Source organism: Shewanella sp. ANA-3 (genome assembly GCF_000203935.1).
Lineage (GTDB): Bacteria > Pseudomonadota > Gammaproteobacteria > Enterobacterales > Shewanellaceae > Shewanella.
In genome coordinates, this window is the sequence record NC_008577.1 from 387,520 (window position 1) to 401,565 (window position 14,046).

The 14,046-nt window shown below is 50.7% G+C and carries 12 protein-coding genes; 10 read left to right on the forward strand and 2 right to left on the reverse strand.

Features of this window, described 5'->3' with window-relative positions:
* Positions 1-152: 152 nt before the first annotated feature.
* Positions 153-1,469, forward strand: a complete 1,317-nt coding sequence (locus SHEWANA3_RS01870; RefSeq protein ID WP_011715583.1) for a hemolysin family protein — start codon at positions 153-155, stop codon at positions 1,467-1,469.
* Positions 1,470-1,528: 59 nt separating this feature from the next.
* Here the strand turns inward: SHEWANA3_RS01870 and ilvY are convergent, their stop codons facing one another.
* A complete protein-coding gene (ilvY, locus tag SHEWANA3_RS01875) occupies positions 1,529-2,401 on the reverse strand; it encodes an HTH-type transcriptional activator IlvY (protein WP_011715584.1) in 873 nt (290 codons plus the stop codon).
* Positions 2,402-2,597: 196 nt separating this feature from the next.
* On the opposite strand from ilvY, the gene ilvC reads away from it, so the two are divergent.
* The 9 genes from ilvC to SHEWANA3_RS01925 all read left to right on the forward strand — a co-directional run bounded on the left by ilvC (position 2,598) and on the right by SHEWANA3_RS01925 (position 13,131).
* A complete protein-coding gene (gene ilvC, locus SHEWANA3_RS01880; protein ID WP_011715585.1) occupies positions 2,598-4,076 on the forward strand; it encodes a ketol-acid reductoisomerase in 1,479 nt (492 codons plus the stop codon).
* Positions 4,077-4,666: 590 nt separating this feature from the next.
* The gene (gene ilvG / locus SHEWANA3_RS01890; RefSeq protein ID WP_011715586.1) at positions 4,667-6,340 is read left to right on the forward strand and encodes an acetolactate synthase 2 catalytic subunit; all 1,674 of its coding nucleotides are present in this window, start codon (positions 4,667-4,669) and stop codon (positions 6,338-6,340) included.
* Positions 6,337-6,597 carry an acetolactate synthase 2 small subunit gene (gene ilvM / locus SHEWANA3_RS01895; RefSeq protein ID WP_011621169.1) on the forward strand — a complete coding sequence of 87 codons (261 nt, stop codon included), beginning with the start codon at positions 6,337-6,339 and terminating at the stop codon, positions 6,595-6,597. Before ilvG ends, ilvM begins: the two co-directional genes overlap by 4 nt.
* 79 nt (positions 6,598-6,676) lie before the next feature.
* Positions 6,677-8,536 (forward strand): dihydroxy-acid dehydratase, encoded by a 1,860-nt coding sequence (ilvD, locus tag SHEWANA3_RS01900; protein ID WP_011715587.1) that lies wholly within the window; start codon positions 6,677-6,679, stop codon positions 8,534-8,536.
* Position 8,537: 1 nt separating this feature from the next.
* Entirely contained in the window at positions 8,538-10,181 is a 1,644-nt protein-coding gene (gene ilvA / locus SHEWANA3_RS01905) for a threonine ammonia-lyase, biosynthetic (protein WP_011715588.1), read from the forward strand.
* A gap of 142 nt (positions 10,182-10,323) precedes the next feature.
* Positions 10,324-11,457 (forward strand): alanine--glyoxylate aminotransferase family protein, encoded by a 1,134-nt coding sequence (locus tag SHEWANA3_RS01910; RefSeq protein ID WP_011715589.1) that lies wholly within the window; start codon positions 10,324-10,326, stop codon positions 11,455-11,457.
* A gap of 34 nt (positions 11,458-11,491) precedes the next feature.
* The gene (locus SHEWANA3_RS01915; RefSeq protein ID WP_086017235.1) at positions 11,492-11,752 is read left to right on the forward strand and encodes a hypothetical protein; all 261 of its coding nucleotides are present in this window, start codon (positions 11,492-11,494) and stop codon (positions 11,750-11,752) included.
* 344 nt (positions 11,753-12,096) lie between these two features.
* Positions 12,097-12,336 (forward strand): hypothetical protein, encoded by a 240-nt coding sequence (locus SHEWANA3_RS01920; RefSeq protein WP_011715591.1) that lies wholly within the window; start codon positions 12,097-12,099, stop codon positions 12,334-12,336.
* A 267-nt stretch (positions 12,337-12,603) separates the two neighbouring features.
* Positions 12,604-13,131: a hypothetical protein gene (locus SHEWANA3_RS01925; protein WP_011715592.1), complete on the forward strand. Its 528-nt coding sequence runs from the start codon at positions 12,604-12,606 to the stop codon at positions 13,129-13,131.
* A 102-nt stretch (positions 13,132-13,233) separates the two neighbouring features.
* Here SHEWANA3_RS01925 and SHEWANA3_RS01930 read toward each other — a convergent pair whose 3' ends face one another.
* On the reverse strand, positions 13,234-14,007 hold the full coding sequence (locus SHEWANA3_RS01930) for a phosphatase PAP2 family protein (RefSeq protein ID WP_041412519.1): 774 nt from the start codon (positions 14,005-14,007) through the stop codon (positions 13,234-13,236).
* Between the last annotated feature and the right edge of the window lie 39 nt (positions 14,008-14,046).

Genomic DNA, 14,046 nt, shown 5'->3' on the forward strand with positions numbered 1-14,046 from the left:
ATTTTTTTAAAGTGTAGCAAAGGGCTTAGCGGCAGCAGGGTTCTTTTATCGCCACAGGCTTGTGCCGCTTTACGGGGCCAAATCCAACTGACTCGCGAAAATCACTGCGCGGGTTGGTACAAGTAAGTCTAGTGTGAAACAAAAGGTGTTACATGAGTCTCTTAGATAACGTGATGATTATATTGTGCTTAATTGGCGCAAGTTGTTTCTTTTCCATGTCAGAAATCGCTTTGGCCGCATCACGCAAAATCCGTTTACGTCAATTAGCCGATGAAGGCGATAGCCGCGCCGAAAAAGTGCTGCAACTCCAAGCCCAGCCCGGTAGCTTTTTTACTGTGGTGCAAATTGGCCTGAATGCCGTTGCCATCATGGGCGGTATTGTGGGTGAATCGGCGTTTCGTCCCTATTTTTACCAGTTTTTAAGTGCGTGGTTGAGCGACCCTTGGCTGAGCCAGCTGAGCTTCTTCCTGTCTTTCTTTGTGGTAACCAGTGCCTTTATTTTGGTCGCCGATTTAATGCCTAAGCGAATTGCGATGGCGATGCCTGAATCGGTTGCGCTAGTGGTTGTTGGGCCAATGAGTTTCTGCATCGCGATCCTGCGTCCATTGGTGTGGTTTTTCAATGGCATGGCTAGCGGTATCTTCAAGTTGCTGCAGATCCCTACCGTGCGTAACGATGAAATCACCCCAGATGATATTTATGCGGTCATGAACGCGGGGGCTGAAGCTGGGGTGCTCGACAAGGGCGAGCAACAAATGATCGAAAATGTGTTTGAAATGCAAACCGTTTCGGTAACGTCCGCCATGACGGCCCGCGAAAGCTTAGTGTATTTCCTGTTGCAAGACAGCGAGGAGGATATCAAGCGTAAGATTGCCGAAGATCCCCATACTAAGTTTTTGGTCTGCGATGGCCAATTGGATATGGTCAAAGGGTTTGTGGATGCGAAGGAACTGCTGATCCGTGTGATCAACGGTGAAAAAATTACCTTAAAAGACAACAGTCTTGTGCATACCTCGCTGATTATTCCCGATACCTTAAGCCTGTCTGAGGCGATGGAATACTTCAAAAATAGCCGCGCCGATTTCGCGGTGGTGATGAACGAATATGCTCTGGTTGTGGGGATTGTCACCACCAACGATCTGCAGCGCGCGGTGATGGGGGCCTGGTCGCTACACGAGAGCGAAGAGCAAATTATTGCCCGTGATGGCAATTCTTGGTTAGTGGATGGGGTGACGCCGATTACCGACGTAATGCGTGCCTTCGATATTGAGGAATTCCCCCATAATCAAAACTACGAAACCATTGCTGGCTTTATGATGTACATGCTGCGTAAGATCCCCAAGCGCACCGACTTTGTTAACTATGCTGGCTACAAGTTTGAAGTGGTGGATATCGACGCCTACAAGGTCGACCAATTGCTTGTAACTCGTATCGATGGCAACGATAAGTTGATGTCGCCAGATACCTAATCTTATCAACATCATAAAAAAACGGGACTCAGTCCCGTTTTTTATATTGCTACTAAAATTTAGATCGCTTCTAAAAACGCATTCACTATCGGATCGTCCAAGCGTTTGACCTTGCAACAACAACCCAGCTCAAAGGGGGCAATGTTCACGGGGGAGGCTAATAGCTGGATCCTATCCCGTACCGGACTGTTATTGATCACTACCTCTGGGGTGATACTCACACCACACCCGAGCGCCACCATGGACGCAATCGCTTCTTGCCCCGACACCTGCGCATAAATATTGGGGCTTATTCCCATCTGTTTGAACCAATTATCGGCGCGGCGTCGCCCTGGGCCATGGTCGGGAATGATAAAGGGCACCCGCGACCAGTCGATGGGGGCTTGGCTTATCTGTTGCTGCACCGCGCAGCGCATGGTTGGCGCGATTAAGGACAAAGGCACATCGTCAATCTTGGCGAAATGCAAGGTGGCAGGGAAGGGATCCGGCAGCGCGGCAATGGCAATGTCGGCGCGATTTTGTTGCACTTCGGCCAGTGCATTGGCAGCATCCCCTGTGGTGAGGGCTATCTCAACAAAGGGATGCTCCTGCCGAAAACGTTCCAGCAATTGCGGTAAATGGCTGTAGGCGGCGGTCACCGAGCAATAGAGATTTAAGGTGCCGCGCAGTACATCCTGCTTGAGATCGATACTGTGCCGCAGGTTGCGCCAATGGTGCAGGGTCTGCTCGGCGAACAATTTAAACTCGCGCCCCGCATGGGTTAAGGTCACGCTGCGATTATCCCGTTCGAATAACTTGGCGTTCACTTCTTCTTCGAGCCGTTGCAAGGCGCGACTTAAGGTCGAGGGACTGACGTGCATCTGCTCCGCCGTCTTGGCGAAGTGCAAACTGTCACATAAGTGTAGGTACAATTTGAGGGTGCGTATGTCCATAACCTCGTCCTATTGGCCGCTTATCAAGGCTGTTGTAACCGAAAATGACATTGCATAAAACGCAATATGAGGTTTCGAATATATCATTTTAAGCAACGATAGCCATAGGTTATAGTGATTTCAATCACAACCAGTTATTAACAAAAAGTTGATATTGGTTGAGTCCCAAATTCCCGACTGAAAGGTGGTATCTCAGATGGCTAACTATTTTAACTCTCTGAATTTACGTCAACAATTAGCACAGCTTGGCCAATGTCGTTTCATGGACCGTTCTGAATTCAGCGACGGCTGCAATTACATCAAAGATTGGAATATTGTTATTTTAGGTTGTGGTGCTCAGGGTCTTAACCAAGGTCTGAACATGCGCGACTCTGGGCTGAATATTGCCTACGCTCTGCGCCCTGAAGCCATTGCTCAAAAACGTGCATCATGGCAAAAAGCCACAGATAACGGTTTTAAAGTAGGTACTTTTGAAGAGCTGATCCCAACGGCGGATTTGGTATTGAACTTAACGCCCGATAAGCAGCACTCCAATGTGGTTAGCGCTGTGATGCCACTGATGAAACAGGGCGCAACACTGTCTTATTCCCACGGTTTTAACATCGTTGAAGAAGGCATGCAGATCCGCCCCGATATTACAGTTGTGATGGTAGCGCCTAAGTGTCCAGGCACCGAAGTGCGTGAAGAATACAAGCGTGGTTTTGGTGTACCAACACTGATTGCCGTGCACCCAGAAAACGACCCTAATGGCGATGGTTTAGAGATTGCCAAAGCCTATGCGAGTGCCACAGGTGGTGACCGCGCTGGCGTGTTGCAATCTTCCTTTATCGCCGAAGTAAAATCGGATCTGATGGGCGAGCAAACCATTCTGTGCGGTATGTTGCAGACTGGCGCTATCTTAGGTTACGACAAGATGGTGGCCGATGGTGTTGAACCTGGCTATGCCGCTAAGTTAATTCAACAAGGTTGGGAAACCGTGACCGAGGCGCTTAAGCACGGCGGTATCACCAATATGATGGACAGACTGTCTAATCCAGCCAAGATTAAAGCGTTTGAAATTGCAGAAGATTTAAAAGAAATTCTGCAACCCTTATTCGAAAAACATATGGATGACATCATCAGCGGCGAGTTCTCCCGCACTATGATGCAAGACTGGGCCAATGACGACGCTAACCTGCTGCGTTGGCGCGCCGAAACCGCCGAAACGGGCTTCGAAAATGCCCCAGTGTCGAGCGAGCATATCGACGAGCAAACCTATTTCGACAAGGGGATTTTCCTGGTTGCGATGATCAAAGCCGGTGTCGAATTAGCCTTTGATACTATGGTGTCGGCGGGTATTGTTGAAGAGTCAGCCTATTACGAATCACTGCATGAAACGCCGCTGATCGCTAACACCATCGCCCGTAAACGTCTTTATGAGATGAACGTGGTGATCTCGGATACCGCAGAATACGGTTGTTATCTGTTCAACCATGCTGCCGTGCCTATGCTGCGTGACTATGTAAATGCCATGTCGCCAGAGTATTTAGGTGCGGGTCTGAAGGACAGTTCAAACAACGTCGATAACCTGCAGTTAATCGCCATCAATGATGCGATTCGCCACACCTCAGTTGAGTATATCGGTGCGGAACTTCGTGGTTATATGACTGATATGAAAAGTATTGTTGGAGCTTAATCGATAGAGGCCGAGCCCCTAAGGATGTGGGGCTCGGCGTGACAAATTTATTCCTGCTTCGTAGGTTGTCGAGCGGGCAAAACCGACATGGGTTAGTTGGCGATAAGGTTCACTAACGCGCGTTTGTTAACGTTTCACTTTGTTGTTTTGCATTGTCTCGGCAGGGAAGCTGAATTTTTTTGACATTAGATATTTTTTTATTGTGTTTGGCTGTCGCTTTATGGTAAAGCTAATAACTCGCGGCGGGACAAGGTTCCCAAAGCAAACATCGCTCAGGCTTAAAAGTGAGGAGCGATAAGAATTTCAGCGATACACATACAGAACACCGATTAGGAACCCATATTGATGTTTAACCAAGCTGCCAAGCTCATTCTCGTGATTATTACCGTAGTGATTATTAAATCACAGCGGGGGCGGCGCATGGCAAACTGGTAGACCTAAAAGGTTAAAAGTTTCGAAAGAACCCCCCGCTCCGAAAGGACCGGGGGGTTCTTCGTTTTCAGGCCCTAGGTTTTGGAAATGAGGTTTCGAAATAGCACAAATTACGAGTCGATTTTCGGCAATTTAGGATCAAGGTAGCGAGAGAGAATATGGAACCAGGGCAGATGATTAGAGGCGCAGACGCAGTCATAAAAGTGTTGGCAGCACATGGTGTTACCACAGTATTTGGTTACCCAGGTGGTGCCATTATGCCAATCTACGATGCCCTCTATGGAAGCCCTGTCGAACATCTCTTAAGCCGCCACGAACAAGGCGCCGCCTTTGCCGCAGTAGGTTACGCTAGAGCCAGTGGTAAAACCGGCGTATGCTTTGCCACCTCTGGCCCTGGCGCCACCAACCTAATCACTTCACTTGCCGATGCGTTATTGGATTCTGTGCCTGTTGTCGCTATCACAGGTCAGGTTTCAACCGCCGTGATTGGCACAGATGCGTTCCAAGAAATCGATGTATTGGGCATGTCCTTAAGCTGCACTAAGCACAGTTTTATGGTGACGGATGTAAACGATCTGATCCCGACCCTGTATCAAGCCTTCGAAATCGCGGCATCGGGGCGACCCGGCCCAGTGCTGGTGGATATTCCTAAGGACATCCAAATCGCGCAACTGGAATATCGCACTCCCTTGTTAGCGGTAACCAATGAGCCACAGGCGAGCGCCAGTGAGATTGACGCGGCACGCGCCCTGTTAGCTGAGGCGAAGCAGCCTATGCTGTACGTGGGGGGGGGCGTCGGGATGGCGGGCGCGGTCGATCAACTGCGGGAATTTATCAAAGCCACGGGGATGCCATCGGTCGCAACGTTAAAGGGCTTAGGCAGTATTGCCCACGGCACCCCAGGTTATTTAGGCATGTTAGGTATGCATGGCGGAAAGGCGGCCAACCTAGCGGTGCAGGATTGTGATTTATTAGTGGTTGCCGGTGCGCGTTTCGATGACAGGGTCACAGGACGTTTAGCGACTTTTGCCAATAAGGCTAAAGTCATCCATTTAGATATAGACGCCGCCGAGTTAGGCAAATTGCGCCAGCCCGATGTGGCCATCGCCGGTGATTTACGCCAGATTTTCCCTGCTTTAGCTATGGCGCTGAACATCACGCCTTGGCAAGCAGAGGTTGAACATCTTGCCCGTAAACATCAATGGGATTATCAACATCCCGGCAGCTTAATCTACGCTCCCGCCATGCTGCGCCGCCTTGCTAATAAACTGCCCGAAGACAGCGTAGTGTGCTGCGATGTGGGCCAACATCAAATGTGGGTCGCCCAACATATGTGGTTCCGTCGCCCTGAAGATCATTTATCCAGCGCAGGTTTAGGCACTATGGGCTTTGGTTTACCCGCCGCTATCGGCGCCCAAGTCGCCCGCCCGGATGCAACTGTGGTCACAGTGTCTGGCGATGGCTCTTTTATGATGAACGTGCAGGAGCTGACCACCATCAAGCGCCGCAAATTACCGGTGAAGATCCTACTAATCGACAACCAAAAACTGGGGATGGTGAAACAGTGGCAACAGCTATTCTTTGAAGAGCGCTACAGCGAAACCGATCTGTCAGACAACCCCGATTTTGTGCAACTCGCTTCGGCCTTCGATATTCCCGGCCGAACGATTTTCTCTTCCGACGAAGTGGAAGAGGCCTTAACCGAAATGTTAGCGGCTAAGGGTCCCTATTTGTTACACGTAGCAATTGACGATGCTTTTAACGTTTGGCCACTGGTGCCCCCCGGCGCATCAAACAGCGATATGATGGACGAAATGGAGAAACAAACATGATCCACTCCCTAGAATTAACGGTTCAACAACGCCCAGAAGTGATAGAACGTGTACTACGGGTGACTCGTCACCGTGGTTTTACTGTCACCCAAATGCAAATGCGGATGAACGACGATGCGAGTCTGTCGCTGGATATGGAAGTGGACAGCGAGCGCGCCATCGAGCTGCTCAGCAATCAACTGAATAAATTGATTGATGTCACTCAATGCAAGGTCTTGTTACCGCTAAACTTGCAACAACAAAAAGTACACGCATAAGCATCCAGTGGCAGCGGTATTAGCACTGCAGCAACGCCCTAAGGGCACGATTTTCGATTTGAGATAAGGGATAGAGTCAATGCCAAAGTTACGTTCAGCAACCAGTACCGAAGGCCGCAATATGGCGGGTGCCCGTGCGCTATGGCGCGCCACAGGGGTGAAAGACAATGATTTTGGTAAGCCGATTATTGCGATTGCCAACTCCTTTACTCAGTTTGTTCCCGGCCATGTGCACTTAAAAGATATGGGCTCTCTGGTGGCGGACGCCATCGAAGAGGCGGGCGGTATCGCCAAGGAATTCAACACCATCGCTGTGGATGATGGTATCGCCATGGGCCACGGTGGCATGCTCTACAGTCTGCCTTCGCGGGAGCTTATCGCCGATAGCGTTGAGTATATGGTCAATGCCCACTGCGCCGATGCGCTGGTCTGTATATCTAACTGCGACAAAATCACCCCCGGCATGTTGATGGCGGCGCTGCGCCTCAATATCCCCGTGGTGTTTGTGTCGGGTGGGCCGATGGAGGCGGGTAAAACCAAACTGTCGGACAAGCTTATCAAGCTCGATTTAGTCGATGCTATGGTGGCGGCGGCCGACTCGAGTGTGAGCGATGAAGATAGCGCCAAAATTGAACGCAGTGCTTGCCCTACATGTGGTTCCTGTTCGGGCATGTTTACCGCCAACTCGATGAACTGTTTAACCGAAGCTTTAGGTCTGTCGCTGCCGGGCAACGGCTCCATGCTCGCGACCCATGCCGATCGCCGTGAGTTGTTTTTAGAAGCGGGCCGCCGCGTAATGGCGCTGACCAAACGTTACTACGAACAAGATGATGCCTCTGCACTGCCACGCAACATCGCCAGCTTTAAAGCCTTTGAAAACGCCATGGCGCTAGATATCGCCATGGGTGGCTCCTCTAATACAGTGTTGCACTTATTGGCTGCGGCGCAGGAGGCGGACGTGGCATTCACTATGGACGATATCGACCGTATGTCGCGCCAAGTGCCGCATCTGTGTAAGGTGGCGCCGTCGACCGCTAAATACCATATGGAAGATGTGCACCGCGCCGGTGGTGTGATGGGTATCTTAGGCGAGCTAGACCGCGCCGGACTGCTACATACCGATGTGCCACACGTTGCCGCCGATGCGGGGGGCAACCTCAAGTCGGTGCTCGCCAAGTACGATGTCATGCAAACCCAAGATGACAAAGTAAAACAATTCTTTATGGCGGGACCTGCGGGTATTCCTACCACTAAAGCCTTTAGCCAAGACTGCCGCTGGCCATCGCTGGACGATGACAGACGTGAAGGTTGTATCCGCAGCCGCGAATTTGCCTTCAGCCAAGAGGGCGGTTTGGCCGTGTTATCGGGTAATCTGGCCGACAATGGCTGTATTGTTAAAACGGCGGGTGTGGATGAATCGAATCTGACCTTTATCGGCAGCGCTCGGGTGTACGAAAGCCAAGACGATGCAGTCGCTGGTATCTTAGGTGGCGAAGTGGTGGCGGGTGATGTGGTGGTGATTCGTTACGAAGGGCCAAAAGGCGGCCCAGGCATGCAAGAAATGTTGTATCCCACCAGTTACTTAAAATCCCGCGGTTTAGGCAAGGCCTGCGCACTGATCACCGACGGCCGTTTCTCTGGTGGAACTTCCGGTTTATCCATCGGCCATGTGTCGCCTGAGGCGGCGGCGGGCGGCACGATTGCCTTGATTGAAAACGGCGATCGCATCGAAATCGATATTCCTAAACGCAGTATCAAGCTTGCGGTGAGTGATGCCGAGTTAGCGGCGCGCCGTGAAACCATGCTCGCCCGTGGGCCAATGGCGTGGAAACCGCTTTCGCGTCAGCGTTATGTGTCGATGGCGCTCAAAGCCTACGCCATGCTTGCCACCAGTGCCGATAAGGGCGCGGTGCGCGATCGCAGTAAGTTGGAGGACTGATATGTTATCTCTCGCATCGTCGCAAACGGAGCAGGCTGAGGCGCAGGCCTCTCAGTCGAAGCCGGGCACTTCTGCCTTAGAAAAGAGTCAGCTTGCGCAAAGCTACCTGCAAAAAATCCTGCTGTCGTCGGTTTATGACGTTGCGAAAGTGACGCCACTCTCGAGCCTGAATAAACTTTCGGCGCGTTTGGGCTGCCAAGTATTTTTAAAGCGTGAGGATATGCAGCCAGTGCATTCCTTCAAGTTGCGCGGCGCCTATAACCGTATCGCCCAGTTAAGCCAAGCCGAATGTCAACGCGGCGTAGTGTGCGCCTCGGCGGGTAACCATGCTCAAGGCGTGGCCATGTCGGCGGCCAGTCGTGGTGTGGATGCTGTGATTGTGATGCCCGAAACTACGCCGGATATCAAAGTCGATGCTGTGCGCCGCTTGGGCGGCAACGTAGTGTTGCACGGCCAAGCCTTCGATCAGGCCAATGGCTTTGCGATGGAGATGGCAAAGCTGGAGGGTCGGGTGTATATCGCCCCCTTCGATGACGAAGCCGTTATCGCAGGCCAAGGCACTATCGCCCAAGAAATGCTGCAACAGCAGCGCGACCTTGAAGTGGTATTTGTGCCCGTGGGCGGCGGTGGCTTAATTGCTGGGATTGCGGCCTATTACAAGGCGGTGATGCCACAGGTCAAAATTGTTGGGGTGGAGCCTGAAGATGCGGCTTGCTTAAAAGCGGCGATGGAGGCGGGCGAGCCTGTCACACTTGCGCAAGTTGGCTTGTTTGCCGATGGGGTCGCGGTTAAACGTATCGGCACAGAGCCATTTCGCTTAGCTAAGTGGTTTGTGGATGAAGTGGTGACGGTAACGTCCGACGAAATCTGCGCTGCTGTAAAAGATATTTTTGAGGATACCCGCGCCATTGCCGAACCTGCTGGCGCCTTATCCCTTGCGGGGCTTAAAAAATACGTCAGCACCAATGCCGCAGGCGAGAGTGGCAAGGGGGAAAAAGTCGCGGCGATATTAAGTGGCGCGAATGTGAACTTCCATAGCCTACGTTATGTATCGGAGCGCTGCGAGTTGGGTGAGCAAAAAGAAGCCGTGCTGGCGGTTAAAGTGCCCGAGCGTCCCGGCAGCTTCCTGCGTTTTTGTGAGTTGCTCGAAAAGCGGGTGATGACCGAATTTAACTATCGCTTTAGTAGCCGCGATATGGCGGTGGTGTTTGCGGGTATTCGTCTGACCAAAGGCCATGGCGAATTAGAGCAGATCATCAATACCTTAGAAGATAATGGCTTCGAGGTGCAGGACTTATCCGGTGACGAAACCGCGAAATTGCATGTGCGTTATATGGTCGGTGGTCATCCGCCAGAGCCGTTAGAGGAGCGCCTATTTAGCTTCGAGTTTCCCGAGCATCCGGGGGCGCTGCTGAAGTTTTTAACTACCCTGCAGAGCAAGTGGAATATCAGTTTATTCCATTACCGTAATCACGGCGCGGCCTTTGGGCGAGTGCTGGCGGGGTTCGAAGTTCCCGAGGGCGATGCCTTGCCGTTTCAGCAGTTTTTAACTGAGCTGGGATTTGTCTATCAAGAAGAGACGCAAAGCCCTGCTTATCAACTATTTTTGAATGCTGGAAAAGGAAAAAAGAGCCTGCCTTTGTAATCACTTAGCTTTAGGTTACAACTTAGGCTAAAGGAGGGGCGCACAGGCGCCCCTTTTTGTGGTAGTTTGGTTTAACAAGTTAAGAGTGAATGCTCTAGTCACACAATAATCAGACCTCGACCCTACGCATTAAGGAGACATGATGTTACCTGCACCGCATTTTTCTGCCTTTAATCCGCCTCGCCGCATTTTGATGGGGCCAGGTCCATCGGATGTTTATCCTGAAGTATTAGCCGCGCAGGCAAGGCCGACCGTTGGTCACCTAGACCCATTATTTGTTGGCATGATGGATGAGCTTAAGAGCCTGATCCAATATGCGTTTCAGACCAAAAATGAAATGACGATGGCAGTGTCGGCCCCCGGCAGTGCGGGCATGGAAACCTGTTTTGTAAACTTAGTCGAACCCGGCGAAAAGGTGATTGTGTGCCGCAACGGTGTGTTTGGTGAGCGTATGCGCCAAAACGTCGAGCGCGTCGGTGCGATTGCGGTGCTGGTGGATAACGAATGGGGTACGCCAGTCGACGCTGCTGCCGTTGAAGCGGCGCTTAAGGCCAACCCCGATGCTAAATTCCTCGCCTTTGTGCATGCCGAAACCTCAACAGGCGCATTGAGTGATGCTAAAACCCTGTGCGCGCTGGCAAAACAATACGGCTGTTTATCGATTGTCGATGCGGTCACATCCCTCGGCGGCGTGGAATTAAGAGTCGATGAATGGGGAATCGATGCCATTTATTCTGGCAGTCAGAAATGTCTCTCCTGCGTGCCGGGGTTATCGCCTGTGTCTTTCTCGCCCAATGCGGTGGAAAAGCTTAAAAACCGTAAGACGCCGGTGCAGAGCTGGTTCCTCGATCAAAGTCTGGTCATGGCCTATTGGACCAGCGCTGGTGGCAAGCGCAGTTATCACCATACCGCGCCCGTTAATGCACTTTATGCCCTACACGAATCGCTGCGTTTATTGGCCGAAGAAGGTTTAGAAAATGCGTGGAAACGTCATCAAGACATGCATTTAGTGCTGCGCGCCGGCCTTGAAAAACTCGGCCTGAAATTTGTGGTCGCCGAAGCTTCGCGCTTGCCACAACTTAATGCCATTTATATCCCTGAAGGCGTTGACGATGCCGCCGTGCGTGCGCGTCTTCTCAAGGATTACAACCTTGAAATCGGTGCCGGCCTTGGTGCTCTAGCGGGCAAAGCTTGGCGCATCGGTTTAATGGGCTTTGGTGCCCGTCGTGAGAATGTCGCGCTCTGTCTGCGCGCCCTAGAAGAGGTGCTGAACTAATATGTCAGTTTCGCGTATAAGGATGTTACGCAGAGTGAGTTTGCGCTTAGTTAGCTCACGTTTATTGATTGGCGGTTTGATTCTGATCTTAAGTGGTTGTGCCTCCAGCAATATGAGCAATACCAGTTGTGATTTTGTGCGAGGAACAGCAGGCAATCAGAGTCAACGCGAGGCCAGCGGTGATGATAGCAATGCCCGGCAGATGGATGTGGGCATTGGGATTTTAACCGCTATCTTCGGCAGTATTAGCCGAGTACTTTCTTCCGATGATTCATCAGATGAGAAGTGCGTTTAATCATTTAGTTTTAATGTTGAGCTGACTATATGTTTGCGGCCTTACGGCCGAGGTAAATCAAAGTCGTGGGTCTTCAACCCACACCCGACCAAGGAGGACTGCTCGTCCTATCCTCCTTGGATGCTCCAAGACGCCCCTAACGGAGTTGAAAGCCCCTTGTGCTCATAGCCAAATTTGCTACCGCTTCCGAAGGATGCGTCCTTGCACCTGCGAAAGCTAGCTCGCCATCCATGGCGAGACTCACGCAATTTGTCTATTCGCCCTGCGGCAACTCCGAGGGGATGGTGAACTTCTGTGGGTTCGGTGTTGGCTGTTAATATTGATAACAAGGATCAAGTGCTCGCATGAAATTTTGGGGATATACACAAGAAGAACTAGCCGAAGCGGCCGAACCACAACCTAAGGCACTCATTGAAGTAACTATTTCTGCCACGCCGAGTGATCTTCGAGAAATTGCAAAGTTTCTCTCCTCAGCGGCAGACACAATTGAAGCCCAAGGAAGGGACTTTGAGCATGAGCACTTTTCAAATAATGCTACCGATGCACCACGTTTGATTGTTTTTAACCCTCTTGCATTAGAGTAAACCTCACACAATGCACTTGAAATATCGGGACCTCCGAAAGTGTTTGGATTTATCGCAAATGATGTTCTTTATACCTCCAAAATGTTTATCGATTATCGTTGCCCAGAAGGCCATGGTTAGGACCGCCGAAGATACTTACTACCTGTAACGCTTGATTGAATACTGAATAAGCTAAGCATTTGTCATTGATGACGGCTTAGTATGTTTCTATGGTTGACGAAGTTGGGTGCATGGCTTCACTCTTTTATGTCGATGTAATGCGTGTTTATGAAGAAATTATTCCTCATTTTTATCTTATCTATTCCTGCCGTGATTATTGGTGCATTTGTCTTCGAGGATATTGGCGGGCTGCTGTTAATCTCTTGGTTTTCTTTGGTGCTTGGGTTGATCGGGATTGGCGGGATATTAAGATTTAGGCAAGAGCAGCTGTTCACTTATGAGCTGGTTGAAGGGACGGTCGTTTCGCTGCACGAGATTACTCGATATAGCGACGAGCCTGAGCATTTTAGGGATCAGCAAGTGTTTATTAATCCGGTGATTGAATATTTCTGGCGAGGGCAGCGCTATACCTGTGGCGCGCTGATGAATTATAACGAGCATGCCTACAACCGCTTTGGGCCAAAAATAGGTGATAAGGTGAGCTTATCTGTGCCTATTCAACAACCAGAAGCTGCTATCGAACACAAGTTCCTCGCAAGATACAGTCATTTGATTATTGGTGTGATGGCGCTTTCAATATCTGTCGTCTTGGCAGTATTGCTGTTGACGGATATAGTGGCATTTACGTATGGCTGAAGTGATTGGTCGCTTAGACGCTTCCTCATAAAAACGGCATCGACATAAGTTGCAGATGCCGCCTGTCGCACTGAACTAGCCCTTGAGTTGGCTTTATACTTTTTAACCGCTGGGCTGCTCTTTACTTCTTGGTCTGAACTTTTCCACTAAAAATACACTTAAGCTGCTGATGATGGCGGCGAGTACGGTGGAGAAGAGTACATCCTGCGGCCAGTGCATGCCGAGTAACATACGGCTGAGGCCCATCAATAATCCCCAACTAAATAACGCGTTGGCAAATAGCGGCAAACCCGCGAGTAGCAAGTAATAGCTGGCGGTGAGCACTAAGGTGACTGCGAAAATCGTGTGACCCGATGGGAAGGAATAGCCGATTTCATCTTCCCAATGTTGGTGAATGTTAGGCGCGAGTTTGACCTCGGGCTCCATAGTATGTAGCTCGGTTAGCGCCTCGGCGATGGCCTGTGAACGCTCAGGTTTGGCTAATTGATAAAAAGTGTGTGGGTTGAGTTGTGCTTCCTCTGGGAGCCGTTGGTCGGACAGATACACTAAGTTCGGTCTTGGCTCTTTAAAAAAGGCTTTAAAGGTATGACTGGTGCTCAGGCTGATGACTTGGCTGAGGCTAATGGCTAAAAACAGGCTAATAAACAGCGCTTTTGGCATATAGCGATAGGCGAGTGCCAGTACCACTAACACGGTAGCCACTCCATAGGGCGCCGTGCCTGTGGTGGTCAGCCAGTACAGGGCTTTAGCTAAGGGCGATTGCAAGTCGATCAGTGGAAATAATTGATTTTGGGTGAGTAACAGTAAGCTTGGAATGGTTGCCAGCAGTAACCAGACAAGGGCTAAACGACGTAGAAGATAGGCTGGATGAGTCAAAATATTCGCCTCCGAGTAAACCACATAGGCTACATGTCA

What these genes read in the sequence shown, in the direction of transcription:
- ilvM (WP_011621169.1), top strand. Translation starts at nt 6,337, where the DNA reads ATGATCCACTCCCTAGAATTAACGGTTCAACAACGCCCAGAAGTGATA.
- ilvA (WP_011715588.1), top strand. Translation starts at nt 8,538, where the DNA reads ATGTTATCTCTCGCATCGTCGCAAACGGAGCAGGCTGAGGCGCAGGCC.
- ilvD (WP_011715587.1), top strand. Translation starts at nt 6,677, where the DNA reads ATGCCAAAGTTACGTTCAGCAACCAGTACCGAAGGCCGCAATATGGCG.
- ilvG (WP_011715586.1), top strand. Translation starts at nt 4,667, where the DNA reads ATGGAACCAGGGCAGATGATTAGAGGCGCAGACGCAGTCATAAAAGTG.
- ilvY (WP_011715584.1), bottom strand. Translation starts at nt 2,401, where the DNA reads ATGGACATACGCACCCTCAAATTGTACCTACACTTATGTGACAGTTTG.
- SHEWANA3_RS01870 (WP_011715583.1), top strand. Translation starts at nt 153, where the DNA reads ATGAGTCTCTTAGATAACGTGATGATTATATTGTGCTTAATTGGCGCA.
- SHEWANA3_RS01920 (WP_011715591.1), top strand. Translation starts at nt 12,097, where the DNA reads ATGAAATTTTGGGGATATACACAAGAAGAACTAGCCGAAGCGGCCGAA.
- ilvC (WP_011715585.1), top strand. Translation starts at nt 2,598, where the DNA reads ATGGCTAACTATTTTAACTCTCTGAATTTACGTCAACAATTAGCACAG.
- SHEWANA3_RS01925 (WP_011715592.1), top strand. Translation starts at nt 12,604, where the DNA reads ATGAAGAAATTATTCCTCATTTTTATCTTATCTATTCCTGCCGTGATT.
- SHEWANA3_RS01910 (WP_011715589.1), top strand. Translation starts at nt 10,324, where the DNA reads ATGTTACCTGCACCGCATTTTTCTGCCTTTAATCCGCCTCGCCGCATT.